The sequence below is a fragment of the Cohnella sp. OV330 genome (assembly GCF_900112065.1).
Classification (GTDB): Bacteria; Bacillota; Bacilli; order Paenibacillales; family Paenibacillaceae; genus Cohnella.
The window spans coordinates 172,754-199,420 of sequence record NZ_FOKE01000011.1; the positions used below are offsets into that span (position 1 = coordinate 172,754).

A 26,667-nucleotide genomic window follows, 5' to 3' on the forward strand; every position below is an offset into this window, starting at 1 on the left:
AAGTTTCTCCTTCAATTGTGTAGATGTCTACACTATAGGTTCGGTTATTCGTTTTGTCAAGCATCCTCCCAAAGCCCCCAGATCATATATGCAGTTTCAGGCCATCCTATTGGAATGGCCCTATCTTTGTAGATTCATCTGCTAATTATAGAGCTACTGAACAAGAGACAAAATCCCATCTTCCATATGGTACACCTTGTCGCAATGTTTAAGCATACGTTCGTCATGGGTAACCATGATCGCGGCTTTTTGGCGTGATTTTACTTCATGCGCAATTAGGTTTACCACCTCATAGGCACGTTTGGTATCCAGGCTTGCCGTCGGTTCATCGGCCAATATTACGCTCGGATTATTCACGAAAGCCCGAGCGATCGCTACCCGTTGTTTTTCACCGCCGGACAGACTTTCCGGAAAGCTTTTCAGCTTTGAGTGAAGTCCCAAGCCGTCCAACAACTGCCTGGCAAGCGCTTTGTCCGCAGTCGAAACTTTTCCGCCCATTCTCTTCACTACAAGTAATTGATCCAGTACGTTCAGATAGGGAACAAGATTCGATGTCTGCATAATAAACCCGATCTCATTTAACCGGACTGAAGACAATTCCCGCGCCGATAGTCGGGAGATCGAATTCCCGTTCACCTTGACCTCCCCTTCCGATGCTTGAAGAAGTGCCCCTGCTATAGACAGGAAAGTGCTCTTGCCAGAACCGGACGGGCCGACTACAGCTACAAATTCGCCGGGTCCAACTTCAATAGATACGCGATCTAGCGCCGTCAATCGATTCATGCCCTCTCCGTAATATTTAGAGATATTTTGAATTTGTAAGCCCTTCGTCATTATTCGACCCTCCCTAGCGCTTGCAGCGGATCTATTTTGGTCATTTTACGGACGGAGATCAACGAACTGAGTAACGCGATAACGAGAAGGATCATCGAATAGACGACGAGAAGCGTTGGGTCCAGCTGAAACGGCATTTCTTCAGGCATGATCGCAGCCGTACCGTAAGTGAGCAATATGCCGACAACAATACTGCACAACGACAAAACGAATACTTGAGATACGATCGCTTTGCCCAGAAATCCGTTCGTTGCTCCGATTGCTTTCATGATTCCGAAAGCATTCGATTTTTGCATCGTAATCACGTAGAAGAACACGCCGAGCACAAATGCGGATATCGTCAGCAAAAAGGCGAGCATCATCAGAATAGAGCCATTCTCTTCTTTATATCCCGGGAGGCCCTGGATGGCGGCTGCGCGGGTTACGGTATCCGTACCCGACAGACGGGCGTCATTGTCTCCAGGACGAATATTTTTGCCTTGCAGCATAACGGCGTTGACCGGATTGGAGATTCCTTTGTCCGACCCAGGAGCCGCGAAGGCGATTTTCCTCCATTCCGACAAAGAAGCGAATACAGAGGCTACGTGATTGTAGGTCTGATTCTGGACAAAACCTATGATGGTCAAAGACTCCGTCGAACCGTCCAATCGAAAGCTGTCGCCCAGGCGGAACCCCTTATCCTTCAAAGTTGCATTGACGATAACGCCAACGGGATTATCGGGCGACAAGCCTTGGCCCTCAACGACTCGCGGCTCCAAAAAACTTCCCGGGTTAATGCCGACAATCGCGATGTCTACCTTATCCTCATTCCTGTTGCTCTTGCCAATCAGGGCGGTTGCCATCGAAGTCCCCATCGGTGACGCCGCTTGTACGTTCGGCAACTGTCCGGCCTGCCCAACCAACTGCTCGGGCAATAAGGACTTGCTCATGGAAGATTGCGACCCTTGTTCGAAGATGACATAATCGGCTTTCATGTTCTTGAACGTCGACGCCGCAAGCGTTGACAGTCCATTGCCCAACCCGGATAAAATGAAGACCAACCATGCCGTCAACACACAAAAATGATTGTAATCATCAAAAACCGCATTTTGCTGTGAGTGAACTCTCTGATCGCTAAAAACATGTTATCTTCCCCTCTCTCATTTTTATGACACATGTGTCAAATTTGTCGTTTCGGAGCGTCTTCTCGAATATTAAACACCATAATTGACACCAGTGTCAAATACTTATCAACCCTTTGCTCCTCCGACCCACATATCAAACAGCAGCCGGCTCCATTTTAACGCGGGAGCATCGAGCATATTCGGCGTGTTAAACAGATTAAAGTACGTGCCGACCAGTACGGGAAGAGGGACTTCTTTTCTAAGCGTTCCTTCCTGCTGCGCCCGTTCGATCAGACGCATAAGCTGCGCTTTGAGATCCAAATGAACGCTCTCAACGAACGCGAGATCGCGGGCTGCAGCTTCCGAATTGTTCGTGTTAATTTTATTGGAGTCCCCCAAAAGTTGGTGAAGTTTGGACTCTTCCACGTATATCGTTAGAACTTCTTGAAGAGCATTCATCGCATCCGTCTCATCGACTTTGGACACCTTTTCGTAAACATTCGATATAACCCGCTTCATGCAAGCGGCAACGATTTCCTCTTTATTGGAAAAGTACTGATAAATCGTACTTCGGGCGCCGGGAAGGTGCTGAGACAACATTTTGAGATGAAAACCATCGTAACCGTGATTCAGTACCAATCTCTTGGTTACGTCCAGTAACTCCGATTCGGCATACAACTGTTTTCTTCCCATGGCTCATCCTCCCCCTTTTATCATGATCAACAGTGTATCAAATAAGGGAGTAAAACACGAGCAAGCGCAATCGTACTGGATATCTCGTTCTGCTCACGGCACTGGGGCTTTCCTGCTGCCAATATCGTCGTTCGCTGCCAGCAAGACCGTTGCGGTCAATCCGGGCAAACCTGCGACCATCGACCAAAACAATGCGGACTACCAATAAGAAAAAGAAGCCTTACCGTAGTAGGCTTCTTTTCTTCTGTTCGCAGGGCGCGGTCAGATCAATCCGGATTTTTGAAGCAGTTTTTGGATAATAACCGCTACTTCCGCTCTTGAAATATTAGCTTTTGGCGCCAAGGTTGTACGACTTCTACCTGTAACGATTCCCGCCTGAATCACATCGGCAACATTGGTCTTAGCCCACTCTGCAACTGTATTTCCATCTGTGAATGGTTTAAGTTCTGTTGCCGATTCTTTAGCGATGAGCTTGGATTTCAGATCGGTTAATACCATCGCTTGAGCAATGATCTTCATAGCCTGTTCGCGAGTAATGGTATCCGTCGGTCTAAAGGTTCCATCTTCAAATCCATCAATAAGCTTGTGCTGGTATAAGGTTTGAATAGCCCCGCTGAACCAATCCGTCGTTTTCACATCGCTAAATGAAGTATCGCCGCTTGTTGATTTCAGGCCTAATCCGCGAACCATAATGGCTGCAAACTCTGCCCGCGTAATCGCTTGGTCTGGATTGAATACATCATTGCCAATTCCGTTAATGACCATTCTTGAACCCATGTCGTTTACCGCTGTCTTTGCCCAATGCCGATCTACGTCGACGAACGTTACCGGGTGATAAACAAGGGAATAGGTGCTATTCGTTAAGCTATTCACCTTTGCAAAGTATTGATTCCCAATCACAACGACTTGGGTAGGTACATGGCGAACCGAACCATCCGGCTCCACGACAATACCCGTTGTAATTTTATTTGGATCTACGCCATCCGGGATCGCGATGGTTCTTTCTACATAGGCTTCAAAGTTGGTAATCTCAATCTTTTTATCTCCAGAGGCAGCTCTGATAATGAAGTCTATGGATGGGACAATAATGGAAAAATCGCCTTTCTGCGCTGCGCTCTCCGCTAATTTTACGGTATTTTCATTTGGAGCTGCTATTTCGATTTGAACGTTAATATCCTGCAGTGCTGTTGTCTTTCCAAGTTGTTCGGATATGGAGCTCATATTTATTTGTTGTGCCGGAATCGTATAGGTTGCTTTATCGGTCTTGATTTCAATGACGGCTTGCTTCTGTTCCATACTTTGGATCATTCGACCGCTAAGCTCTCCGATTACGACGTCAAACTTCGTATTAACCGGGATTGTCACAACAGACTTTTGACCTTCTGCCGCAAGCTTTTGTTCCAGCTTATGCTCGTCTACGATTACGGTTGTAACTGTCTGATCCAATCTCGTTGATGTGGTGGCAGCGCCTATACTTTCCACCTTGCCGTTGACGAGTACATCGACTCCACGATCCTGGGACGCTGATGGCGTGGACGTTGAAGGATCAGGCGTTGATGGCGGCGTAAAGCTCAGCGTCGTGTCCGCTCCGGCAGGTGTTCCAGTAGCCGGGTCTGCCGCTACCCTGACCTTGACCGTATGCGCGCTGGTAAGATCTGGCGCGTTCGTTCCGTCGTATCTCACATAAGCGCCGCTATCGATTTGGTATTCCATCGCGGTCGTGATGCCTATGATCGTGTTGGACGCATCGTCGGCGCTCACGTTTGGCGCTGCAGGCGCAGGCGGGTTCGATGTAAAGCTCAGCGTCGCGGCCGCTCCGGCGGGTGTTCCCGTTGCCGGATCTGCCGCTACTCTGACTTTGACCGTATGCGCGCCGGTGAGATCAGGCGCACTCGTTCCGTCGTATCTCACATAAGCGCCGCCGTCGATTTGGTACTCCATCGCTGTCGTGAGGCCTATGATTGTGTTGGACGCGTCATCGGCGCTCACGTTTGGCGCTGTAGGCGGCGCTCCTGCCACAACGGGGTCGACATCCGACCAGTAGGCGATTTTCTTATCGATCCCATCTTCGCCTTCCTCTTCGTACTCCGCCACGACATAAATATGCTGCCCCGGAGAGACGGCCAGCTCGTCTCCTGACTGAAGCTCCGTGTCGAAGCCGTAATCGGCTGGATCCTCGCCGGCATAAGGCTGTCTGACGCTGCCTGCAGCGCCGATCCGATATCTGAGAGTCAGATCGCCATAATGTTCGTCGTGCAGATTCTCGTCCGCGATCGTCGCCTTCGTCGTGCCGATCTCGCTGCCGGGCAACCACGACAATCCTCCGACAGGCGGTGCCGGGTTGACCGTTTCGCCGTGTTGATTTTTCCCCCAGCCGACCAAGGTGCCGTCCGATTTCAGCGCGACAATGTGGTCCCTTCCCGCTGCGATGTCTATGACGTCGCGAAGCCCTGCCGGCGGTTGCAGTAGTCCGTAGTCGCCCCATACGACGACTTCCCCGCTATCCTTCAGCACCGCTACGGAGTAATTGTTGTTCGCATAGATCGCTCCGACATTCGACAAGCCTTCCGGTGGCCGCTCAGCGCGATAGTAACCCCACAGTCTGACTGTCCCGTCCTTCAGCAGCGCCAGCGAGTGATTTAGTCCCGAAGCGATAGCCGTCGTTTCCGGCAGATCTTCAGGCACATCTGTTGCCCCCATCGATACGGAGCCCCAGCTGACGACGTCGTCATCCCACGTCAGCGCCGCCGCATGGTTATACCCGCCCGAGACGGATTTGAAGGGCGCATGAATGTTCTCCCATTCCACCGGTATCTTGAACTGTCCGGATCCCCAACTGATAATCGTCCCGTCATTCTTCAGGACCGCCGGAGCGTTCCCGTCGAGCACGAGCCCGACGACATTGCCGTTCGGAACTTCGGCTGGAACTGTACAGCCGTCGCCTAATGCTTTAACGATACCGCCTGCCCTAATCGCGTAGCCGCAGTCGTTGGATGCGTAAACCGCTTGTACGTCGGTCAAGTTGTCAGGCACTTCGATCTTGCTGCCGTTAATCCAACCATAGGCTTTGACCGTACCGTCATCCTGAAGAGACAGCGTAAATCCGTTCCCTGCCGCAATGCGCGTTTGCGGACTGGGCAGTTGGATAGGCGATGTTGTGTAGGCAATATTCAGCTTGGGCACGAGCGTGTTAAATGAAAGATAGTGGAAGAATCGCATCCCTTCCTCCGCCCAGGAACCCGCCAATGCGAGAACGAGTTCGTTTTCTCCTTTGGCGATACTGTCGCGCACCAGCGGGGCAATATTGAATTTTACCCATTCGCCGTCCTTGCCCGTTATATTAAATGTCCGGGAGTGCATTCCGCCGTAAAATGCAGGCAATGCATCCGTCACCGGGGTCGTGTCGGGTGCTGCCCAACTTCCATTGTACTTATAGATGGTCAACTCGGGACTGCCTTCATCGTTGGCGTAATTATTGGTCACGAACAGTTCCAGATCGGCCTCAAGCACCGTTCCGCTAAAACCGCTCAGATCAAACTTGAGCACGCCTGTAAACGATTGTCCAGCATTTGAGCCAATGGATACCGTATCCGGACAATAAACCGTTGAGTTTGAACTGTCCCCGGAATATCTGTACTCACAGTTTGCCAGCAGCTTGCCGGCAAAAGTGCCCGTGGCGTCCGGCTCGGCGTTCGCCGTACCGGCCATCGCGATGGACGGAACCGCCAGAACGATAGCCAGCAGCATTTGAAGCTTAATTCTAGACAACAAACGGAACATCGATCGCGCTCTCAAAGTATTCTCTCCCTCTGCAATGGAATCATAGGCTGCATGAGAAAGAATAGCATCGACCTCTAAACATTTACCAAACAATTGGACATTTCTCGACGATTATCGTTGCCTCTCTCGTCACCGTCGCAGGCATTCTGTTCACCTAGTGGGAATATCGCCAAAGCCGCCGTGCATGATCTCGATGCATAAGTTGCCCGATATCTTCCATAATAGAGGAGACACTCGCTCGACGATGGGGGGGATTCGGAATTCACATGCTCGACAATCTCGAAAGCAACTACGACTGCTCGCGCGCGGGGGAAGATCTGCACCAACTGAAGCAGGAGCTCGCTGAACGCCGGGGACGCGGCGCCGAGGATCCGGAGTCGCAGGCCGTCATCAACCGGCTCGAGAACCAGATCAACTTCATCCTGAACAAATGCGATTTCAACCCTTCGTCCCTCACGTAAGCTTCCTGCTTCTCGTTAACGTGAACGGCCTCTTCTCCCGATCCTGGGGAAGAGGCCGTTTTTCGTTTACATGTATTTTGCTAACGTATCGGCACTTCCCTTTAACCGCTCTTCCATAATCACGCGCAGCTCATCGGGAATCCGTTCAAACTCGACCCCTTTCCCCAAGAACAAAAGCCAATCCGCATAATACGCCAGCGCCTCGGCGTCGGTCGCGTCGAGTTGAACGTTAAAAATCCCGCTCGACTGGAACATTCCTGTAAAGGATAAAATAATCCCCGGCGGGTGCATGCGCTTAAAGCGCTGAATCCCAGTCCAATCAAGCTTTACGACCAGATTGGACTCACGCGCGCCATGCCGTTTTTTGCTTAAAATCTCCTGCTCGGACCGCTTCATCTTCTGCACGGAAATGGCCGAATCCCGCAGCATCTCGACAGGTAAATACCGAAACTCATCCGTATCGAAATCATAAACCTCGACCAGCCAACGCGCGTTTGAGTTAAAAATATGAATCAAAAAAACGTCCATCAACTGAGGCCAGCCAACACTTGGCTCATAAGTCAAACGCAAGTGCTTATCCCGCACGGCAAGCGAGATCAACTGGTTCAACTCCGCAGGCGCCGCATCATCGAGCTCCAGCAGATTCGGATTAGCAGGATTCGTATTTTCAAAAAGCAAGAGATGATTCAGCTCGATCAGCTCGTCGTGCTGGGCTTGCGACGCGATGCCGATGAGTTTTTCAGTGATAGAGCGGCGATTTTGCAAATAAGGCAGCTGCGAATTTTTCGAAGCGATAAAGCTGATGAATATCGCTTTGAGCTCCTCCGGCGTGAAACGGACGGCGGACAGATACTGATTTTGCAGGACATTGTAGCCACCCCCGCGCCCAAGCTCGGACGTCAGCGGGAAACCCATCGCCTGAATCTCGTTAATGTCGCGGATCGCCGTCGCGCGGGATATCTTGAACTCTCGCTGAATCTCCGCAATCGTAAAATGCGCGCGGTTATTGATGAAGCGCATGATCAGGTTCACTCGTTCGGTCTTTTTCATGATTTTATTGTATCAGAAATGTAGCAAGCTTTTTGGCCTCTAACAAAATAGGTATCGTTTTTTGATACATTTAGCGAATAGGATCAATCTTGTAAGAATCATCCCAAAAGGAGAGAATAAAAATGTCTAACTACTCCATCCAAACCATCTCGGAAAACTACAAAATGACTGCTTTCGGCGTTATACTTGAAGACTACAACGACTGGGCAGGCAATGCGGCAAAAACGGCAGCGAAAAAAGCTGAAATTACTGAAAACGGCAAGCTTGCCGAGCTTCTCGCGCTCGCTGACGGGCAGGAATATCAAATCAATTACGTCATCGGCGGGAAGGCTTGGCGCGGCTTCGGCGTGATGGGCGCATACGACGTGGAAGACGCGGTCGTCCTCGACTTCCTCGCCGGGGAATACCTCGTGGTGCCTGGCACAGGCGCTGACAAGGACCGCCTTCCCGACGAAATAACGGGCAAAGTTTTCGGCGGCCTGCTGCAAGAAATCACGGACTACAAATACGTGGGTCCCGGCAACTCCACATTCGTCAAAGCAGCAGAAGACGGCAATTTCTACGGTGAAATGTGGCTTCGTGCTAAAAAAGTAGCAGGCTAATCTCAGGCTAAGGAGCGCTCTCATGGAAAGTTACTCCGTCGAATACAAAAAGTCGTTTACATTGACCGCTTATGGTTTTTCGATGCAATCCAATTTCCAAGACGCGCCGGCTATGCAAAAAGAAAAAGCAGCGTTCTGGGGAGGGCTGAAAGCCGACGGGCGATTTGACAAGCTTAAGGCGGCCTCAAAAGATGATCGCGAATGGTCAGTCAACGAGGTTTATCAAGGCAGACCGTGGAATTATTTCGCGGTAGAAGCTAGTAAATCGGTGGGCGACGCAACGCGCATCATCGAGTTTCCGGAAAGCGAGTACATCGTGGTCGCGGGAATCGGCGATAAGGAAGCTTTGTTCGATCAGTTGACTTATCGCGCCTTTGCCGAAGTCTTGTCGCAAGTCACGGACTATGCTTACATCGGCGGTCCAAATGCCACTTATCGCAAAGAAAATGGCGACGGCACGTTCTACGGCGAATTTTGGGTTCCTGTAGTTAAAAAATAATAGGGTCATCGTACCGACTTTAGCCGCACGGGTGAACCCCCGTACGGCTATAGCCGGTTCTGATCATATCATGTCATTGGGCCACCAGCCCCATTCTGAATATCGCTTCGCCAGCGCTTTGAGAATCTCCTTGAATCGTCGGACTTTAGAAGCTCCCTCGCTTGTCAGGCAGCCAGTGGCCATTGGTTATTTTCTCTTTTGTAAGACTTTTATCGTCGAGGCGATCCCTTCTTGGAACGGCGTTGCCACGACCGGGCCGATGAAACGTTCGTACTTGTCTCGGCTAAGCGTCAGAGGCTCTTCGGTTAAATAGAGCATCTCCACCACTTCCTTCATAACAGGCATGCCGATTCCGAGCAGGGACAACCCCAGCTTCTTCAACGGAATAACCGATTTGACGCTGCCGCTTGCCGATTGCGCAATTTTCACGATGTCTCGCCCTGCGATTAACCCGGCACCCGGGATGTGCCAATTCTGGCCGTAGGCGAAGTCTTTGCCGGCCATCTCGATGATCATGGCCGCCGCGTCCGGCAAGTAGACGAATTCGCGGGGAATATGCATATTCCCGATATAAAATGCCATCTTGCCGGCCGCGATCGCTTCCAGCGTCGAGCCCAGATAAGAGGCTTCGTTGGCGGTAGGTCCGTAATAATCCGGCAATCGGGCGATCGCAACCTTGGCCTTTTTCCACTGCTTGCCAAGCAACATCCGTTCATAGTCCAAGCGGACTTTTCCTTTTCGCGTATGCGGCGCTTTCGGATGCTCCTCGGTCACGGGGTTGGATTGCCTCCTGCCGTAAGGGTATATTCCGTCAATCGCGACGACTCGGACAGCCATGCGGTCCGCCGCCTTCATCACCGACTCGCCCAGCGGAATCAGCTTGCTCGTCATCTCGTGGTACGGCACGTTCGCGCAATGGAACCATACGTCCGCCCCGCCTGCTTGAGAAGCGATATCGTCCGGTCGCATGGCGTCCCCGACGACAAGCGTCAGATGTACGGGGTTGCCTAGCCGACTCGCGAATTGCTCTAATTTGTACCGTGAACGCCCGAAAGCAATCGTATCGATCCCGCGTCTTACCAGCTCTTCCGTGATTGCGGCACCCGTTCCGCCGGTTGCTCCAATGACCATCGCCTTCGTTATCGTCATCCCATTCGACCTCTTTCATTTTGTGATTGATTGATTACTAACAGAACGATGCTTCGCAAAATTGTTGCATCTGCACGGCTTTAAAGATCGGGAAGATTGCCTGATCGGGTTCCTACCCGGTATGGCGTCGTAATGCCTTCGTAATTCAACATCATGCTCATGCCCATCGAGGCATGCTTGAGATTGTGGCAATGCACCATCCAGAGGCCCGGATTATCAGCTTCAAGGTACAGCTCATAGGTCTCGCCCTTCTTCGTTAGGAGCGTATCCAGATGCACCGGGCTGCCGTGTAAGGCAACCCCGTTCTTGCTCAAGACGCGGAACACGTGCCCGTGAACGTGGAACGGATGATCGCCCCCGCCTACGTTGGAGACGGTTATTCTTACATGGTCCCCCTCCTTCACGATCATGGGAGGAATCTCGCCGAAGGCTTTGCCGTTAATCGATTTGACGAAAAGGTTCTGGCCCAGCACGAGTTCGAAATGCCGATCCGGTTGAACTTGCAGGATGGGATCGTTAGGCGACGGGGTGCCGTAATCGATGAACGAGAACGGCTGCCCGCCTTCCGAAAGCTGCGGCTCGCTACCGCTGCCGATCGTAATCGGCAAGCTTTTGGCCGAAGGGCTGCCGACGACGACTTTGCCCATCGCCGGAACTTGAATGAGCAGATCGTAACGCTGGCCCGCTCCGATCGGGACAATCGTATGCTCCAGTTGCCCGGGTTCATGAAGATCGTGGCCGTCCATGGCGACGACCCGGAAAGGCGCCCCGTCGACATGGAATTCCATCGTTTCATTGCCCGAATTGATCAGCCTCAGCCTGACGTTATCGCCCGGTCGACCCGGGACTGCCAACCCTTGCGTGCTTCCGTTCAACAGCATGGACGAACCCAGCTGCTGATAAAGGGCGGTCGTCTCCGAAGTCGGCGTATCGGATTCGGATCCTTCTTTGGGTTCGACGATCATCGCGCCCAGAAGACCCTTGCCGACTTGGATCGAGCTCATCTGGTGAGAGTGGTACCAATAAGTTCCCGGCGTCGTCGCCATAAACGTGTAGGTAAACTGGCCCCCCGGCGGTACGGTATCCTGCGTCACTCCCGCGATACCGTCCTGCGAACACGGGACTTCGATCCCGTGCCAATGGATTGTAACGCCGTCCTCGATGTCCTTGTTATGGAGCGTGACGACCACTCGGTCGCCCTCCTTCACACGAAGCTCCGGACCCGGGGAAGATCCGTTGAAGGTCCAGGCATCAACCGACTTGCCGTTATCCAGCTTCAATGTCGTCCGTGCCGCCGTCAGATCGAACTTCCGAACCGGAGCCGACGATTCCGGGGCCGTCAGCGAGACGCAAGATACCCCGCCTTCTACAAAAGAGGAATCTGCCATGCCCGCCATGTGCTCCATACCCGCCATATCGGTCATGCCGGCCGCCATCAGATGGTGAGCCATGTTCATCTCTACCGGCTTCTGAAGCCGCATTTGCCAGAAATAAGTGGTTAACGCCGCGCCGATCAGGAGCACCACCATCGCAGGAATAGCGATATAAACCAGGCGTTTTACGTTTTTTCGTCTAGTCAAGTTGAGTTCCTCCATGGCGTTTCCTCATCATGTGCTTTATCGTTGACGCGATGCTCTCTGGATAAGGCGTGGGCGACGGGGCGCAAAAATCAGTGCCATCCCTCCCGCTATCTTCGCCGAGTCGCTCTAAGCGATTCAGCATCTTCTTCGCCCTCGGCTCATACCATTGCAGCAAGCGCAGCTGCCACCCGCCGATCGGCTCGAACCGCGGGGTCGCTTGAACTACCGAGCCTGCCAGGTCAAGGAGCTCCGCTTGCGAGATCGGACCATTTCCGCGAAGATTCCAAACCCCTCCGTATGCGGATTCCGTCGAAGCCAGCTCCAGCGCATATCTGGCAGCATCCTCAATATATAAATAGTCTCTTGCTACGGAAGGATCGATGAGCCGCTTGACGGTCTTCCCTTGAATGACTTTGCGAAGCGCGTAATGCGTAATCGTGTTGGATACGCCCTCGCCGTACAACTCCGGACTATTGATTCGCATAGAAGATTTAACAGGTGGGTTTGCAGGGTCCGATATGCTCTCGTCGGCAGGGAGATAAACACCTTCGAGCATCACCGTTCTGGCACCAGTCGCTGCAGACACGCTCCCCACCGCTTCGAGCATCCGCCGCACCTTCTCCGGCTCATCATCATAGGTTAAGTAGGCTCCGCAGAAAATCACGTCGACGCCTTCCGCTGCCGCAAGAAGCTCGCTTCGGTTCCGGGCATTTCCGCGTACTGTCCGCAAAAGCGATGTGGAGGCGTATGTCTCCTCCAACCCTTCCAGCTTGCGCAGCGAGCCGGAATAGGCAACGACTTCGACGTTCGCCCCGATTAAGCGCTTGGTCAATGCCCTTCCCCAGCCGCTGCCTGCTCTCACTACCATTGCTTTGATCATTGGATCGCTCCTTTGTGATTGATTAGTCACTTACTTTGGAAGATGACGATGATCGTCCAATCGCGAGCACGACAATCGCTCCGATGACAGCGAACGCGGCGGCTCCAAGGAACACCCAGGAGAATCCCCCGGTCATCGCTTGCGCTTCGGCAGCGCCGCGACCCAGCAGGCGATCGATTCGAGACGACGCCGCCGTGGTCAACACCGCGAGTCCGATGGCGCCGCCGATCTGTTGGCTCGTATTGACCAAGCCGCTGGCAAGCCCCGCTTCTCCTTCGGCCACGCCATTCACGGCCAATTCCGTACCGGAGACAAAGGCGCCGCCCAATCCGATTCCGATCAAGATGGAAGGCCCTAGCAGATTGGCTGCGAATGTAGCGTCGCTTGGCGAGAAAGACAGCCAGATGAGCCCTGCGGCCAGAAGGGTGAGCGATGCGGCCAACGTCTTGCGCGTACCGATCGCCTTGACCGCTGCGGGAACGACCCCGGCGATGGCGACCAGCGCGCCAGCCAATGGCAGCTGGGTGAGTCCTGCCTTTAACGCGTCATAATGAAGGACTTGCTGCATGTAGACCGAGAGCGCGAAGAACAGTCCCGTCGTCGCTCCTCCGATGAGGAACATGGCCAGATTTCCCCCCGTAACCGACTTGTTGCGGAAGATACCTAGCGGCATAAGCGGATTCGAAGCGCGCTTCTCGAGGAAAATGAACGATCCGAGCAGCACAACCGCCAAGCCAGCGAGTACCAGCGTCTGCGGAGCCGTCCAGCCGACCTGCTCCGCACCGGAGAGTGCGGCGACGAGCGCTACGATGCCGGCCGTCACCGAAGCCGAGCCCGGCACATCCAGACTTACGCGTTCGCCGAGCGAGTCCTTGACGATGAGGAAGGGAACCGCCGCCAGAACCAGAGCGGCTACAGGGACATTTACGTAGAACACCGAGGACCAGCCGAGCGAAGCCGTCAGCAGCCCTCCCAGCAGAACGCCCGCAGCGCTGCCGACGCCGGCAACCGCGCCCCAGATGCCGAGCGCCTTGGCCCGATCCTGCGGATCCGGGAACAGCTTGGTGACCAGAGCAAGCGCGGCCGGGGCGAGGAGAGCGGCCGATGCGCCTTGAATCGCTCTGGCCGCGAGCAGCCAAGCTCCCGAGGTTGCCAGTCCGGCCGCGGCCGATGCTAGCGCGAATCCGGCGACTCCAATCATAAACAACTTTCGATGACCGAATCTGTCTGACAACCTTCCGCCCAGAAGCAGCAAACCTCCGAAAGGAAGCACATAAGCCGTAATGACCCAACTTAGCGTATTCGTGCTTAGGTGGAGCTCCGAGCCAAGCGAGGGAAGCGCGATGTTCACGATCGATGCATCCAGCACCACTAAAAATTGCGCGAGCGCCAACGCAATCAGCGCCCACCACCGATACGGTATCGTGCGAGAATTTGCAATTGCCGGTTGTACCATGGAATTCATTCCAATCCCCTCCTGTAAGTGATTGATCAATTACTAACTTTGTGGTTTCACTATAACAAACGGTGAGTGATTGGTCAATCACTAATTTTGAATGAAAGGATCTACGCCTCATCCCTTCATTAATTCGGGCATATTTAGCGCAACTGCGACGTTACAAAGCACGCCTCGCGCAAGAAACAGCATCGTCCGCTCTTCGGCCTTCTCGATACCGGCTTCTTGGAATGCGGCCAGCACCATTTCGCGGACTTCCTTAAAGCCGTTCCTCATCGACTGCTGGATCGCTTCCTCTTGAATTGTCTGCGCCTGCATTTGCAATAACATCTCGTTATGGTGCGTAGACTGAATGTTCTCATATTCTTGAATGAGCGTGGCCTCCAACAATTCCGGCGACGTCTTCTCTACCACCTGACGGAAAGATTGGATTACTCTGGACCATGAAGCTTCCACCGCGCTGAGCAACAGAAGTTCTTTCGTCGAGAAAAACTTGAAAACGTAGGGCTGTGAAATGTTCGCCCGCTGTGCTACCTGTGCCGTCGTAGCCCGATAATAGCCGACTTCGGCGAATACCTCTATCGCCGCGGAAATAATCTCCGCTTTGCGATTAACTGAAGTGAAATCGGATTTAGCCAACGCTGGACCCTCCAGAAGATAGTGATTGATCAATAACGAATTCAGTATACCGCTACCGTCAGCTGAATGCAACAAAAGGCGGGCTGCGCTCGGCTCTGCGCAGCGACGTCCGTCTCCAGCCAACGATCGGATAACCGCGCAGATTCAAGCAGCTGCCTTGACTGCCTCGTCTTCACCAGCTATATCCAATGGTGCGAACAACTATTAAATGCGATTGAACCAAAAGTATTGCAAATTATCGAACACAAAACTGAAACACCTTCAAAGAAATAACGAGTCAAGGTGTAGAACGAATTCAAGGGCACCCTGACCGGGTGCCCTTTCTATGTCTTACTTGCTATGCGACTCGATCAGCGTCATCGCGGCTTGCACGATGTCAGCCCGCGGAGCGTCGGGACCGATCGGCCGCCGCGATCAAGCTGCATCCTTCCATCAGCACGAAGAGCTGTTGAAGTAGTATCCGTTTTCGAGGTCCGGGATCAAGGCGGGGTGCTCGGGCCGCCACCCCAAGCGATCCTGGGTCAGTTTACTCGACATAGGGTTGTCGGACGATGTGAAGGCCCCGAGAAAGCCGAAGTGGGCTTCTGCTTCTTCACGGGTAATGCTGACCGTTGGCAGGTTAAGACGGTGACCGATGACGTATGCGATGTCAATGAATGGAATACCTTCTTCGCCGACCCCGTGCAGCCGTGAGCCAGCCGGTGCGGATTCAAGGGCGAGACGGTATAGGCGCGCTGCATCAAGGCGATGAACTGCCGGCCAACGGTTGGATCCGTCGCCGATATAAGCGGAGAAGCCTTTGTCGCGAGCGATGTCGATCAACATCGGGATAAAGCCATGATCGCCTTGGCCGTGCACGGATGGCGCGAGACGGACGACCGAGGATCGCACTCCACGCTCTGCGAGCGCAATCACCGCGTTTTCCGCTGCACCCCGGGGCACTGCAGAGTCGACCGCGATCTCTTCCGTTCCGAGCTGCCCTAACGGGGTCGACCATGCGACTAATAATGTTCCGGAAGTGAATACAAACGGCTTGCCGGTGCCCTCAAGCGCTGCTCCTAATGTCTCAACGGCGCGGAGGTCGGCTGCAACTGCGCCTGCGAAATCCGAAAAGTCGGTCTTGAAGCCCAGATGAATGACTCCATCCATTTCGGAAGCGCCTTTATATAAACTGTCGAGGTCTTCGAGTGCACCACGGTGCACCTCTGCCCCGACAGTCGCTAGCGCCGTTGCAGCCTTATCCGAGCGGGCAAGTCCAACGACCTGATGCCCGGCACCTATGAGTTCACGGACAACGGCGGAACCGATGAAGCCCGTAGCTCCTGTAACAAAAACACGCATCATGCAGTCCTCCTAGAATGGTTGATCTACTTGAACGCCAGCGGTGCGCAATAAAACCATCCGCACTGCCGGCCTCAAGGCTAAACTCATTCTAGTCTGCTTCTCGCCCTGATATTTGCCTGTTCCTCGTCCCTATTTGCCTGATACTCCGAATCGTACCGTGCAGCTAGGGGCTGTTTCCGTTGCCCTTATCATTAGAAGATGGGTTCAGTATTTGTTGCCGCAAGCCTGAGACATCTCTACTTGGCGGACTTCCAAAAAAGCGACTGTAATCGCGGCTAAATTGAGAAGCGCTTACATATCCCACTAGCCGGCAGGCGGTGGTCGCATCCATGGATTTGGAAACCATCAAACGCCTCGCTTCATGAAGGCGTAGCGCTTTCTGATATTGCAGCGGACTCATTGAAGTGACTGCCTTAAAACGCTCGTGAAAGGAGGACTCGCTCATAAATGCCATCTCAGCCAATTCTGCAATCTTCATCTGTTCGGTGAAGTGATTGCGCAGCCAAGCAATAGTCCCCGCAACCCGCTGCATATCCGAATCCACAAAACAAATCTCTGCGACGTGAACGCCGATGGGGCTGCGCAAAACGCGTATCAAAATCTCATCCATCACTAGCGGAGCAAGCAATTCAGCCTCGCTAGGGTTGGATAGATAGTCCAATAGCTTTGTCACAGCCTGTAGCATGCCCAAGTCGGCGCCGATGACGTAACCCGCGCTCCAATTGCGACCGGCAGGCAGTCCCTGAGGATACACGATACGTACCAATTCAGCAACTCTGTGAGGGTCGATGCTCAGCTTAACGCTTAAGAATGGTTCAGATGGGCTGGCCTGCGTGGTTTTCACAGCGATGGGTAGGGCTATAGGGAACATGAGCATATGCGATCGGCCGAACTGATAGACATCCTGCCCCACCGTGACGGTCTTTCTCCCCTGTGCAACGACTAGTAGAGAGGGAGAGTCGAAAGTTTTAACATCGTCAACGTTGACTCGCGAGTAGCGATTGAGGTGCAGCCCGGGGATGCGCTGGCCGAAGGTACCATCGTGCGGCGTATAGGTGTCGATCAGGCGTGCCAAGCGGGTCGTTTCTACATTAAGGGATCGCTCCTCTGCGTTGCCTGACGCCGTTGGATACGAAGTTTTATCCTGCATCATCATCTTTTTGACACAGCCCCCTTTTCTGAGGTTAAATCGAAAGGCGTCCATTCCGATTCCGTGCAGCTCCAATGAGCATAGGAACGGAAATCAGAAGACTGATCGAAACCGGAACAATGGAGCCTTCGAGTCCAAAATGGCCCCCCGTTAGAAGCGCGGCACCCTTCATCTTCACCGTAAACAGACCGGCGGCAGCATGTCCCGAAACCAAAATGCCAAGCAAGCTTTCCAGTGCATTCCAAGCGAAATGCAGTCCTATGGTGAACCACAAGTTCCGTCTCCACATATAAGCGGCTCCGAGCAGAACGCCCGCTTCCACAGCGATGGCGAACCCGCTCCATAACGTTGCTCCCGGGTTTCCGAGATGGGCAACCCCGAAGAACAGAGAGGTCACGGCAAGCGCGAGCCAGTCTCCCCCCCATTTATACAGCGCTTGAAATAGAAGCCCGCGAAAGATAAGCTCCTCGACAATGGCTCCTCCCAAAGCGGTTCCAATGGAAGTGATCAGGGCAGCACTCATATCTGCATGGCCTGCCCATTGGAGGGAGTAACCCCCCAACGCCACGATAATAAAGGTAGACACCAGGATAAAAATTGTCCCAATGAGCACGCCCATGACCGTTTCAATGCCTGCGCGCCGTTTGGCCAGCTCTGGAGCGGACCGCCGGGCCAAGTATCTCATCGTCAGCTTATAGATCAGGACGACAACGAGCCCATCGATTAGCGTCCATATCAGGGAAACCATTCCTCCTGCTCGCTCTGCTAGCGGCCGGAATACCGCATCCGCGAGAACGATGCCTAGAGCCCCTACAATCAACCAGACGATTGGAAAACGCCAAAATGAATGCCAAACCCTTATTGCCCCGCTATTCTTCATGCCTTGCATCAGCTCCTCCATGACTTGGTGCTTTGAGTATAAGCCGAGAAAGTCATAAAGAAGCAGTGCGGTTTGGTCATGATTCTCCTATGAATGGTCCATGATTCCGGAATCGCGGGCTTTACGGGCGGCCTCCCGCCTTCCTTTCACGTTCAGCTTCGAATAAATGGCGGAGATATAATTTTTGACCGTTCCTTCGCTCAGATACAGCGCCTCGGCAATGTCTTGATTCCGCATGCCGGAAGCCAGCTTATGCAGCACCTCGATTTCACGCGCACTGAGCCCGTATTCATTGCTCTTCGCGGCGGGGGCATTGTTCATGCTTTTGATCATCTTACTCGCCATCTCCTGCGAGATTAACGTCCCTCCCGCGTGAACGACCCGTATGCCTGCGGCCAGATCCCGGGGATGAATGGCTTTGAGCAGATAACCTTCCGCTCCATGGCTTAACGCGGCTAACACGTACTCTACTTCCTTATAGGAAGTTAGCATGATGATTTTGATTAAGGGCATTCGCTCTTTAATCACGGTCGTTGCGGCAACGCCATCCATGACGGGCATGTTAATATCCATCAGCACGATATCCGGCATCCATCGTTCGCAGCCCCTGATTGCTTCTTCCCCATTTTTGGCAAGCCCTACAATCTCCAAATCTTCTTCCATGGACAGCACGATATGCAAGCTCTCCAAAATCAATTCCTGATCGTCGACAAGCAGCACTTTAATTTTCGCCATGCAGCATCACTCCTTTCAGCGGGATCTCGCATCTAACCTCGGTTATCGCCGGAGTTCCCTCCTCGGATAGCACGGATAGGCTGCCTCCCAGCCGCTCGACCCGATCTTTCATTGTCGTTAAGCCGAAGCCATAATTCAGCTTGTCGATCGGTTTGCCGTTATTTCGAACGCACAAGTGCAGCTTACGCTCGGAATATCGAAGTTCCAGGTGCAATTGAGACGCTTTTCCATGTTTTAATGCATTCGTAAAGGACTCTTGGATGACCCGAAGGATCGCCTGCCGCGCTTCAAATCGGATTGGCCGCTCTTCCCCCAATAGATCCAGAGTCAAGGCCGTCCCCGTGTGCTCCCGGAAACGAACCACAAGGGATTCAACCTGCCCAATGAGACTCGACTCCTCTTCTTCTCCCATCTCGTGAACGATGTTCCTCATTTCGTCCAGATCCTTCTCAGCCAATGTCCGTAAGCGAATTAACCGATCTTTGACCTCGGCAGGTTTGCGATCCAAGAGGGCAATAGAAGCATCAAGGCTCATAATGAACGAGATAAAGGAGTGCCCTAGCGTATCATGAAGCTCCCGGGACATACGGTTGCGCTCTTCCAGCAAAGTCATCTTCTCGATCTCGGCAGTGTAGTGCGTTAACAGCTTATTTTGCTGCTCCACTTCGGCCACCAGTTCATTCTTCTGATAATACGCATTGGCTACGAAGCTTGTCCAAATGCCGATGAAGCAGAACAGCAGATTGTCCGTTCCGACACTCAGGGTTCGCTCCCAAGTTACGCCTAAGGAAGACTGAAAGGAAAAAGGAATAAAAGTCACTGCGGGAATGATCCAGAGCGTTTCCCTCGTCAAAAAGTATCCCATTGTAAGACTCGGCAACAAGTAGTCCGCTTTGGAAGTCAGATCCGGGTGGATGACAGAATTCACATAATAAGAACCGCCTAGCACTAGCTCAAGTACGCAAAACCAGACTTTGTTCTTCCGCCGCCCTGGAAACCAGAACATCATAGGAGCGACAAGCGCTATGATCAGCCAGATCAAGTATAGTAACGACCGGTTCGTAGGCTCGCTGACGATAAGAAGCCGGGACGACAGCAAAATATAATGGTACAAACGAAGAGAGAATATGCCCCAATCCATGAGGGGTAATATTTTTTTCATATCATCCTCCTGCAGGGAATCCGGAACCTTGGGAAATGAATAACAAAACTTTATAGATACAGTTTATACCAAAGATGCCGCCGCACAAATAGGCTCGAAAGAGCCTGTTTAGCCGGATGCTAAATGAACAAGCCGTTTGAGCTTTTCAGCAAAGTATTTTTGTCGGTTTCCAATTATACTGAAAGTATATGCGTTGGAACGTTTGTTAAAGGTAACCGCAGACTGGCATAACCGAAAGGGTGATAATGACCATGACGATGAGATCAAGCAAAATGGTCAAGGCGCCTCATGAACTGGTAAAATCTCCGCATAAAAAAGGGAGCCTGAAGCTGGACGGGATGTCCGTTATCGAATTCTGTTTTTACACGCAAGGCATAAAAGGAACCTTTTTTTTGCAGGATCATCTTCTGCTCATCGTCAAGTCGGGTGTCTATACCGTTCGCTTCGGCGATCAAGAACATACGATGCGGAGCAACGAAATGATGTTTATTCATAAATCAATGGGAGTCCAGTACGAGAAAACGGGCGAACCCGATTCCGATTACATCCTCGACTATATGATGTTTTTCTTGAACGAGAAGATCGTAGATGAATTCCTCGCTTTCGCCGGTCTCAAACCGATTTATCTCGTGAATGAAGTTGTTCCGATAACCGTCTTTCCGATCAATGACCGCATTGGAAGCTATATCGAGTCGTTAAAACCCTATGTCGAGAACCCTGACGAAGTCAAAGAAGGACTAGTTCGCGTGAAGCTGATGGAATTGCTATTCCACATCGCAGATTCGAATGAGCGTTTTTTGCATCAAATGATTCAACCCATCAGCAAGGACAGAGACAGCATCCCAAAGATTATGGAGGAGAACTTCTTGAATCCCGTTTCCCTTAACGACCTGGCCTATTTGTCCGGCAGAAGCCTGGCGACGTTCAAAAGGGATTTTCAAGCCATATACAACACCCCCCCGCTCAGATGGGTTCGCAACCGGAGGCTGGATAAAGCCAAGGAACTGTTAGCGAATACGGCCTTTTCTGTGACGGATGTCTGTTTTTCGACCGGATTCGAAAATATCGCCCACTTTTCCAAAGTATTCAAGAAAAAATTCGGACGCCCACCGTCGGCGTTCAGAAACAAAATGAGCTAAATAAACAAATGGAATGAGCTTGCAGGCAAAGAAGTTCGTTCGACTCCTTGCTATTCTTAACTCATGCGGTGAACGCAGCAGTAATGAATATAGAAAGGTGTTGGAACAAATGAAAAAGGTAAAATTGCAAAATGAAATGATTCCTTCGATCGCGCTTGGCACCTGGTCATGGGGGACCGGTCAAGGCGGCGGGGATGCTGTTTTCGGAAATCATCTTACCGCAGAAGACTTAAAACCGGTTTTTGACTCGGCGATGAAAGCCGGGCTCCATTTATGGGATACTGCGACTGTGTACGGAATGGGAGCCTCCGAAAGCATTCTGGGCGAGTTTGCAAAAGGCCGCGACGATGTGCTGCTCTCGACGAAATTCAATCCGCGTGTCGGCGGGCCTGTTGAAGACAGCTTGAACAGCAGCCTGAGCCGGCTCGGCGCAGACCATATCGATATCTATTGGATCCATAATCCGCTTGATGTAAAAAGATGGACGCCAGAGCTGATTCCGTTGATGAAAAGCGGAAAAGTAAAATATGCAGGCGTCTCCAACCACAATCTGGAGGAGATCAAACTAGCGCAAAGCATTCTGGCTGTAGAAGGGCTGAACCTCTCTGCTGTACAAAATCATTACAGCTTACTGTACCGTTCATCCGAAGAAGCCGGAATTATTGATTACTGCAGGGAAAACAACATTGTGTTTTTCTCCTATATGGTGTTGGAGCAAGGCGCATTAACCGACAAATACAATGCGAAAAATCCTCTCCCAAGCGGCACCAGAAGAGGAGAGGCATTTAATGAAGACGTGCTCGCGAAACTCGAAGGCTTGATCCATGTTATGAAGGAAATCGGCAATAAGCACAATGCGACTTCCGCACAAGTTGCAATTGCTTGGGCCATCGCGAAAGGAACCGTTCCGATCATCGGCGTTACGAGAAGTGCCCACATTGCTGATGCGGTAAAAGCCGCTGAAATCACGCTGACAGCGCAGGAAATCCATGATCTTGAAGCAGCGGCGAAAGAGACAGGAATCGTAATCAAAGGCGAATGGGAAAAGTCGATGCAATAATCTTAACGGCGAAAATTACGAAAGGAGCTGTTGCGGCCAGCTCCTTCGTTTCTGACAGCCACTCTTTTATTTCAATAATACATCTGAATAATCTTTATGACGGTCAAATTGACTTTTAGCAAAAGGACATAGCGGTATAATCTTAATCCCTTTCTCGCGAGCAAATTCGACTAATCGCTTCACTAACGCCTTTCCTACACCTTGACCACGCAGACTATCGGAAACAATCGTGTGGTCTACAATAATCGTATGATTCCCCCTCGGAACATAATGGATCTCTGCTTCTTTATGATCTTGTTCCCCTACATAAAAACCGTTCGTATCTTCTTTAATTTTAAACATCCTATTCCTCCATCTCGTTAGGTTTCGTTTCAATATATTCCAAAGCGCCACTAGGACATTTATTGATTTGAGCTGCAATTTTTTCAGCCGTTTCTCCATCAGCGTGAACCCATGGCTTCTTCTTAACATTGAACACTCCCGGTAACCCTTTAACACAATTTGCCGAATGAATGCATCTTGCCGGGTGAAATATAACTTCGATATTTTTCCCTACGTACCGCTTGAATTCATCATTCATGAATGACCACACTCCAATTTAAACGATCTTATTTTCGGTACAAAGGATATTTGACCTGTGCCGGTACCTCGATCAGAATAAGACGGAGTTCGGCGTCACCGGTTGCTGTAAAGTTCGCTGCGGTCGCTTGCTCCGGCTCGATGACGGCAAAATCTTTGTGTCTTAGTGCCATAACGTCTGTGCTAGACGCCGCATCGGCAACTGTGCCGTCGCCGCGGATGGCGAGCGCCGTCAGGCTGTAGTCTTCGCGCACAGGCTGAACGAACGTACGGCCCGGCTTCACGGTAACGTCCCACATCCGGACTTCCGTAACAATCTTGACCGGCGCTTCACCGCCGATGACCGTTTTCACCGTGGCATCTTCCGTCTCGGTGAGCGGGAATTCCTCATGATCGTAATGGTTGTAGGTCGGCGTCGTCTTGAGCGCTTCGGTTAAATACGGCTCGAACCAAATTTGAAACCCTTCGTATGGCTCAAGGATAGATTCAGCATGGGAGACACCTGAGCCAGCCTGCATCACCTGAACACCGCCAGCTCCGACTACGTTGTCTGTACCAAGCGTATCCTCGTGACGGCCTCTTCCCTTTATGACATAGGTTAATATCTCAAAACCCCGATGAGGATGAAGGCCAATACCGCCTTCGCCGGTCGATTGTGCCCATGCCCAGTAAAATAAGGGGCCGACGCGCTTAATGAGGGCTCCCTCGCCAGAAAATCCAATCGGCTTTTGTTCTACTATTTTGCCGCCGTCAAACTCGCCTTTTGCTTGGTTCTGCGGTTTAAAGATTTTAATCTCCATTCGTACCCCCTCCTTTTCCATTGCTTGATCATATTTATTCTAGTATTAGGATATTTTTATCCTAATGCTAGGATATAATTGTGTCAACCGGTCCCCGAGCTTGCCCCAAGCATCATCTGATGCTCAGGTTTTCACCATGTCGGCGTTTCATGTTCCTTCTTACATTTCGCCGATAGACCCGTTAAGCTGAACCTTATCGCAAGTTTGCTGGGGACATGGCTTTGGTCTGGCCCGGATTCCACTGGCTAAGCCGTTGCTGGCGATAAAGGGCATGCTAATAAGTGTGAAGCCGTTTCGGGATGGGACATTGTTGAAGCAGCTCCTTTGTTTGAGATTCGATGGATAACCCAAGTGTATCATTCCCCCCGAATCGCTCATTGTAATAATGCGCCAACCTTTTTCGACAACAAAAAAGCCCGCTCGCTGTCTGCGGAAGGCTTGTGCGCATGTCGTTATTCAATAATACAAATGTTCTCCGGAGCGGGAGGAGGTTTCATTCCCATGGAAGGATCTCTTCAATTCCAGTTGCACATGTTCTTAAATAAGATCCTTCCATTACTTTGTTGGGAATACGAGTACTACTCTTCTGGCATTTTCCAACCCGTTTCCTCATCCCAGATGGCATCCGTATCATCTAGATGCACATGCCAATCCCCATTAGAAATACTTCTTCTAATATCCGTCAAACAGGTCAACCAATAAAACAGCGCATGCAATGTATCTTCAAAATCATCTGAAAAGGGTAGCTTTGTTGAACCTGCAAAGATCACTATTGGTTTATCCTGATCATAGTCATAAACACAAAATGTTTCTCCAATATCCTTCATTTCAAAGCCCGCATTGTATTTATCAATGATGGCCGTTATCTCTTGCTCCTCACTGTTGGTAAGGTTATGGTTTCTCATACAAGTGTAATAAACAGAAACTCCCATGCTAGATTTCTCCTTTTTTCTCAGTATATCAGAACTCATGTTCTCGTGAACAATTTTTTTGCATCGCGTTGATTGACCGCTTATACTGCTTTAATCGAATTCCAGGTGGCTGAAGATCAATTTATTTCTTAAATAGATCATAAGGTAAGAACGTGTAAGGATCACCTAAAATCAGAGGGGAGTATCGGCCGACCCGACAACCAGCGTTCCCGCGCCATGTTTCTTCGTGAGGAAGTCGGCTGTGAAAAACGCTTCTCCCTTATTCACGCTAACGGCTTTACTCAGCATGATCTCGTTTCCATTCGCGGTCTCCGTATTCCGCCCGACCGTTAAGCGTATAGAGGTTAGACCCCATTCGATATTATAACTTTTGTTTGCCGCCGCATACATAACTGTGCCGCCCAATGACTAAAATAGGCAGCATAACGATTCCGTTAGCATTCACCGCTCCGGTCAGATTAGCGCCCCTATTCGTAAGGTCTCTTCCAGTCCGACACTCCGCCAGCGATTGGATGCGGCCTCCCGCAGAAGGCAGCTTGGACTGGAGAATTTTGCTCAAAAAACAGTGTGCTATAATGTATTTATACGCACTTATAAGGGGTCTCACTTTTATGACAACCGATCAAATTTCGCAATTCGAAAAGAAAATCATCATCCGCAACATTGTAAGGGAAGATTTCGATAAAATCATCGCGTTGCAAAATATTTGTTTTCCGAACATGGGTCCCTGGAAGCTGGATCAATTGGAAAGTCACATCCGCACGTTTCCCGAGGGTCAAATATGCGTCGAGCTCGACGGTGATATTATCGGCTCCTGTTCTAGTCTGATCGTGAACTTCGAAGATTATTTGGAGCAGCATACGTATTCTGAAATTACGGACAAGGGCTATATCCGCAATCATAACCCCCGGGGCGGGAACCTCTATGGGATGGAAGTCATGGTGCATCCGGATTTCCGTCGCATGAAAATCGGCAGAAGGTTATACGAGGCAAGGAAACGGCTGGCCGAGCAGCTTAACCTCAAGAGTATTATCGTAGGGGGACGCATCCCGGGGTATCACAACTATTCCGATAAGTTGTCGCCAAGAGCTTACGCGGAGGAAGTGTTGCAGCAGAACATCTACGATCCGGTGCTGACTTTTCAGATGATGAACGGATTTACGCTGAAGCGGATCATTACCAATTATTTGTCCGATGACTCCGATTCCGAGAATTTCGCTGCCCTGTTAGAATGGAATAATATTGAATACAAGCCGAGCATCAACAAGACGCTTTATAAAATGTCTTTCCCCGTCCGCATTTGCGTGGTCCAGTATATGATGAAGAAGATTGATTCTTTCGAAGAATTCGCCACCCAGTGCGAGCATTACGTGGACGTGGCATCGGATTACAAATCCGATTTCGCCGTTTTCCCGGAGAACTTCACCATGCAGTTGCTTTCCTTTTTAGATGAACGGTCTCCGAGCTTGGCCGTCCGGAAGCTCACGACATTTACGACCAACTATGTGGAGTTATTCTCCGAACTCGCAGTCAAATACAACGTAAATATCGTTGGCGGCTCCCACTTCGTCGAGAATAATAACCGGATCTACAACGTGGCTCACTTGTTTCGCCGGGACGGCTCGATTGAGCAGCAATACAAGCTGCATATCTCTCCGAACGAGCGGAAGTGGTGGGGCATCAACGGGGGTAGCTCACTCGGGGTGTTCGACACGGATTGCGGTAAAATTTCGATTCAACTCAGCAGCGATATCGAATACCCGGAGTTGTCGCGGATCGTCGCGGAGGAGGGAGCGCAAATCATATTCGTTCCTTTCTGCGCGGAAGATAGGCAGACGTTCCTGAGGATGAAGTACTGCGCACAGGCCAGAGCGATCGAGAACCAAATGTTCATAGTGACCGCCGGAACGGTAGGAAATCTAACCCATGTAGACAACGTAGATGTTCAGTACGCCCAGTCTGGTATCTATACGCCGGCCGATTTCTCTTTCTCTCGCGACGGCATCGCGGGGGAGTGCAGCGAGAATACGGAGACAGTCATCATGGCCGAGGTAGACATGGAAACGCTGGAAAGGTACCGTAAGTCCAACGATGCATTGTCATTCAAGGATCGCCGGACAGACATCTATTCCTTACAAATTCGTACTTAAAACATACCAG

At 51.4% G+C, this 26,667-nt stretch carries 26 protein-coding genes; 6 read left to right on the forward strand and 20 right to left on the reverse strand.

What is annotated here, in order from left to right:
- Positions 1-153 precede the first annotated feature (153 nt).
- The 4 genes from BM235_RS23935 to BM235_RS23950 all read right to left on the reverse strand — a co-directional run bounded on the left by BM235_RS23935 (position 154) and on the right by BM235_RS23950 (position 6,410).
- Positions 154-834, reverse strand: a complete 681-nt coding sequence (locus BM235_RS23935; RefSeq protein WP_090116768.1) for an ABC transporter ATP-binding protein — start codon at positions 832-834, stop codon at positions 154-156.
- Positions 834-1,889, reverse strand: coding sequence for an ABC transporter permease (locus tag BM235_RS23940; RefSeq protein WP_369803543.1), 1,056 nt, complete (start codon positions 1,887-1,889; stop codon positions 834-836). The genes BM235_RS23935 and BM235_RS23940 overlap by 1 nt, the downstream gene beginning before the upstream one ends.
- A 174-nt stretch (positions 1,890-2,063) precedes the next feature.
- Positions 2,064-2,630, reverse strand: coding sequence for a TetR/AcrR family transcriptional regulator (locus BM235_RS23945; protein ID WP_090116769.1), 567 nt, complete (start codon positions 2,628-2,630; stop codon positions 2,064-2,066).
- A 261-nt stretch (positions 2,631-2,891) separates the two neighbouring features.
- Positions 2,892-6,410, reverse strand: coding sequence for an S-layer homology domain-containing protein (locus BM235_RS23950; RefSeq protein WP_090116770.1), 3,519 nt, complete (start codon positions 6,408-6,410; stop codon positions 2,892-2,894).
- A 266-nt stretch (positions 6,411-6,676) separates the two neighbouring features.
- On the opposite strand from BM235_RS23950, the gene BM235_RS23955 reads away from it, so the two are divergent.
- The gene (locus BM235_RS23955) at positions 6,677-6,871 is read left to right on the forward strand and encodes a DUF2524 domain-containing protein (protein WP_090116771.1); all 195 of its coding nucleotides are present in this window, start codon (positions 6,677-6,679) and stop codon (positions 6,869-6,871) included.
- Positions 6,872-6,937: 66 nt separating this feature from the next.
- Here BM235_RS23955 and BM235_RS23960 read toward each other — a convergent pair whose 3' ends face one another.
- Positions 6,938-7,921: a helix-turn-helix transcriptional regulator gene (locus tag BM235_RS23960; RefSeq protein ID WP_255374565.1), complete on the reverse strand. Its 984-nt coding sequence runs from the start codon at positions 7,919-7,921 to the stop codon at positions 6,938-6,940.
- A gap of 122 nt (positions 7,922-8,043) precedes the next feature.
- On the opposite strand from BM235_RS23960, the gene BM235_RS23965 reads away from it, so the two are divergent.
- On the forward strand, positions 8,044-8,523 hold the full coding sequence (locus BM235_RS23965; protein WP_090116772.1) for a hypothetical protein: 480 nt from the start codon (positions 8,044-8,046) through the stop codon (positions 8,521-8,523).
- A gap of 22 nt (positions 8,524-8,545) precedes the next feature.
- A complete protein-coding gene (locus tag BM235_RS23970; RefSeq protein WP_090116773.1) occupies positions 8,546-9,022 on the forward strand; it encodes a GyrI-like domain-containing protein in 477 nt (158 codons plus the stop codon).
- A 186-nt stretch (positions 9,023-9,208) separates the two neighbouring features.
- Here BM235_RS23970 and BM235_RS23975 read toward each other — a convergent pair whose 3' ends face one another.
- The 10 genes from BM235_RS23975 to BM235_RS24020 form a co-directional block, all read right to left on the reverse strand.
- Positions 9,209-10,171 (reverse strand): NAD(P)H-binding protein, encoded by a 963-nt coding sequence (locus tag BM235_RS23975; protein ID WP_090116774.1) that lies wholly within the window; start codon positions 10,169-10,171, stop codon positions 9,209-9,211.
- Between the two features lie 80 nt (positions 10,172-10,251).
- The gene (locus BM235_RS23980; RefSeq protein WP_255374566.1) at positions 10,252-11,751 is read right to left on the reverse strand and encodes a multicopper oxidase family protein; all 1,500 of its coding nucleotides are present in this window, start codon (positions 11,749-11,751) and stop codon (positions 10,252-10,254) included.
- Positions 11,744-12,631, reverse strand: coding sequence for a Rossmann-fold NAD(P)-binding domain-containing protein (locus BM235_RS23985; protein WP_090116775.1), 888 nt, complete (start codon positions 12,629-12,631; stop codon positions 11,744-11,746). Before BM235_RS23985 ends, BM235_RS23980 begins: the two co-directional genes overlap by 8 nt.
- 22 nt (positions 12,632-12,653) lie before the next feature.
- Positions 12,654-14,096 (reverse strand): DHA2 family efflux MFS transporter permease subunit, encoded by a 1,443-nt coding sequence (locus BM235_RS23990; protein WP_090116776.1) that lies wholly within the window; start codon positions 14,094-14,096, stop codon positions 12,654-12,656.
- A gap of 108 nt (positions 14,097-14,204) precedes the next feature.
- On the reverse strand, positions 14,205-14,726 hold the full coding sequence (locus BM235_RS23995; RefSeq protein ID WP_090116777.1) for a TetR/AcrR family transcriptional regulator: 522 nt from the start codon (positions 14,724-14,726) through the stop codon (positions 14,205-14,207).
- A gap of 432 nt (positions 14,727-15,158) precedes the next feature.
- Positions 15,159-16,067, reverse strand: a complete 909-nt coding sequence (locus BM235_RS24000; RefSeq protein WP_090116778.1) for an SDR family oxidoreductase — start codon at positions 16,065-16,067, stop codon at positions 15,159-15,161.
- A gap of 166 nt (positions 16,068-16,233) precedes the next feature.
- The gene (locus tag BM235_RS24005; RefSeq protein ID WP_090116888.1) at positions 16,234-17,226 is read right to left on the reverse strand and encodes an AraC family transcriptional regulator; all 993 of its coding nucleotides are present in this window, start codon (positions 17,224-17,226) and stop codon (positions 16,234-16,236) included.
- 28 nt (positions 17,227-17,254) lie between these two features.
- Complete coding sequence (locus tag BM235_RS24010) at positions 17,255-18,121, reverse strand: CPBP family intramembrane glutamic endopeptidase (protein ID WP_199408963.1); 867 nt, start codon at positions 18,119-18,121, stop codon at positions 17,255-17,257.
- A 66-nt stretch (positions 18,122-18,187) separates the two neighbouring features.
- Complete coding sequence (locus tag BM235_RS24015) at positions 18,188-18,835, reverse strand: response regulator (protein ID WP_090116779.1); 648 nt, start codon at positions 18,833-18,835, stop codon at positions 18,188-18,190.
- Entirely contained in the window at positions 18,822-19,997 is a 1,176-nt protein-coding gene (locus BM235_RS24020) for a sensor histidine kinase (RefSeq protein WP_177244278.1), read from the reverse strand. Before BM235_RS24020 ends, BM235_RS24015 begins: the two co-directional genes overlap by 14 nt.
- Positions 19,998-20,248: 251 nt before the next feature.
- Between BM235_RS24020 and BM235_RS24025 the strand changes: the two genes are divergently transcribed.
- Positions 20,249-21,136 carry a helix-turn-helix domain-containing protein gene (locus BM235_RS24025; protein WP_090116891.1) on the forward strand — a complete coding sequence of 296 codons (888 nt, stop codon included), beginning with the start codon at positions 20,249-20,251 and terminating at the stop codon, positions 21,134-21,136.
- A 109-nt stretch (positions 21,137-21,245) separates the two neighbouring features.
- Positions 21,246-22,196 (forward strand): aldo/keto reductase, encoded by a 951-nt coding sequence (locus tag BM235_RS24030; protein WP_090116780.1) that lies wholly within the window; start codon positions 21,246-21,248, stop codon positions 22,194-22,196.
- Between the two features lie 66 nt (positions 22,197-22,262).
- On the opposite strand, the gene BM235_RS24035 is transcribed toward BM235_RS24030, so the two are convergent.
- The 5 genes from BM235_RS24035 to BM235_RS33010 form a co-directional block, all read right to left on the reverse strand.
- The gene (locus BM235_RS24035; RefSeq protein ID WP_090116781.1) at positions 22,263-22,538 is read right to left on the reverse strand and encodes a GNAT family N-acetyltransferase; all 276 of its coding nucleotides are present in this window, start codon (positions 22,536-22,538) and stop codon (positions 22,263-22,265) included.
- Position 22,539: 1 nt separating this feature from the next.
- On the reverse strand, positions 22,540-22,776 hold the full coding sequence (locus BM235_RS24040; RefSeq protein WP_090116782.1) for a (4Fe-4S)-binding protein: 237 nt from the start codon (positions 22,774-22,776) through the stop codon (positions 22,540-22,542).
- Positions 22,777-22,804: 28 nt separating this feature from the next.
- Positions 22,805-23,575, reverse strand: a complete 771-nt coding sequence (locus tag BM235_RS24045) for a pirin family protein (protein ID WP_090116783.1) — start codon at positions 23,573-23,575, stop codon at positions 22,805-22,807.
- A 578-nt stretch (positions 23,576-24,153) separates the two neighbouring features.
- A complete protein-coding gene (locus BM235_RS24050) occupies positions 24,154-24,507 on the reverse strand; it encodes a hypothetical protein (RefSeq protein WP_090116784.1) in 354 nt (117 codons plus the stop codon).
- Between the two features lie 171 nt (positions 24,508-24,678).
- Entirely contained in the window at positions 24,679-24,912 is a 234-nt protein-coding gene (locus BM235_RS33010) for a stalk domain-containing protein (RefSeq protein WP_369803544.1), read from the reverse strand.
- Between the two features lie 206 nt (positions 24,913-25,118).
- Here BM235_RS33010 and BM235_RS24060 point away from each other — a divergent pair, with 206 nt between their 5' ends.
- Positions 25,119-26,657, forward strand: coding sequence for a bifunctional GNAT family N-acetyltransferase/carbon-nitrogen hydrolase family protein (locus BM235_RS24060; RefSeq protein ID WP_090116892.1), 1,539 nt, complete (start codon positions 25,119-25,121; stop codon positions 26,655-26,657).
- The last annotated feature ends 10 nt before the right edge of the window (positions 26,658-26,667 follow it).

Excerpts from the sequence above, each read along its gene's own strand:
- BM235_RS23935 (WP_090116768.1), bottom strand. The coding sequence starts at position 834 with ATGACGAAGGGCTTACAAATTCAAAATATCTCTAAATATTACGGAGAG.
- BM235_RS23945 (WP_090116769.1), bottom strand. The coding sequence starts at position 2,630 with ATGGGAAGAAAACAGTTGTATGCCGAATCGGAGTTACTGGACGTAACC.
- BM235_RS23950 (WP_090116770.1), bottom strand. The coding sequence starts at position 6,410 with ATGTTCCGTTTGTTGTCTAGAATTAAGCTTCAAATGCTGCTGGCTATC.
- BM235_RS23955 (WP_090116771.1), top strand. The coding sequence starts at position 6,677 with ATGCTCGACAATCTCGAAAGCAACTACGACTGCTCGCGCGCGGGGGAA.
- BM235_RS23960 (WP_255374565.1), bottom strand. The coding sequence starts at position 7,921 with ATGAAAAAGACCGAACGAGTGAACCTGATCATGCGCTTCATCAATAAC.
- BM235_RS23965 (WP_090116772.1), top strand. The coding sequence starts at position 8,044 with ATGTCTAACTACTCCATCCAAACCATCTCGGAAAACTACAAAATGACT.
- BM235_RS23970 (WP_090116773.1), top strand. The coding sequence starts at position 8,546 with ATGGAAAGTTACTCCGTCGAATACAAAAAGTCGTTTACATTGACCGCT.
- BM235_RS23975 (WP_090116774.1), bottom strand. The coding sequence starts at position 10,171 with ATGACGATAACGAAGGCGATGGTCATTGGAGCAACCGGCGGAACGGGT.
- BM235_RS23985 (WP_090116775.1), bottom strand. The coding sequence starts at position 12,631 with ATGATCAAAGCAATGGTAGTGAGAGCAGGCAGCGGCTGGGGAAGGGCA.
- BM235_RS23990 (WP_090116776.1), bottom strand. The coding sequence starts at position 14,096 with ATGAATTCCATGGTACAACCGGCAATTGCAAATTCTCGCACGATACCG.
- BM235_RS24000 (WP_090116778.1), bottom strand. The coding sequence starts at position 16,067 with ATGCGTGTTTTTGTTACAGGAGCTACGGGCTTCATCGGTTCCGCCGTT.
- BM235_RS24005 (WP_090116888.1), bottom strand. The coding sequence starts at position 17,226 with ATGATGATGCAGGATAAAACTTCGTATCCAACGGCGTCAGGCAACGCA.
- BM235_RS24010 (WP_199408963.1), bottom strand. The coding sequence starts at position 18,121 with ATGGAGGAGCTGATGCAAGGCATGAAGAATAGCGGGGCAATAAGGGTT.
- BM235_RS24015 (WP_090116779.1), bottom strand. The coding sequence starts at position 18,835 with ATGGCGAAAATTAAAGTGCTGCTTGTCGACGATCAGGAATTGATTTTG.
- BM235_RS24020 (WP_177244278.1), bottom strand. The coding sequence starts at position 19,997 with ATGAAAAAAATATTACCCCTCATGGATTGGGGCATATTCTCTCTTCGT.
- BM235_RS24025 (WP_090116891.1), top strand. The coding sequence starts at position 20,249 with ATGACGATGAGATCAAGCAAAATGGTCAAGGCGCCTCATGAACTGGTA.
- BM235_RS24030 (WP_090116780.1), top strand. The coding sequence starts at position 21,246 with ATGAAAAAGGTAAAATTGCAAAATGAAATGATTCCTTCGATCGCGCTT.
- BM235_RS24035 (WP_090116781.1), bottom strand. The coding sequence starts at position 22,538 with ATGTTTAAAATTAAAGAAGATACGAACGGTTTTTATGTAGGGGAACAA.
- BM235_RS24040 (WP_090116782.1), bottom strand. The coding sequence starts at position 22,776 with ATGAATGATGAATTCAAGCGGTACGTAGGGAAAAATATCGAAGTTATA.
- BM235_RS24045 (WP_090116783.1), bottom strand. The coding sequence starts at position 23,575 with ATGGAGATTAAAATCTTTAAACCGCAGAACCAAGCAAAAGGCGAGTTT.
- BM235_RS24050 (WP_090116784.1), bottom strand. The coding sequence starts at position 24,507 with ATGGGAGTTTCTGTTTATTACACTTGTATGAGAAACCATAACCTTACC.
- BM235_RS24060 (WP_090116892.1), top strand. The coding sequence starts at position 25,119 with ATGACAACCGATCAAATTTCGCAATTCGAAAAGAAAATCATCATCCGC.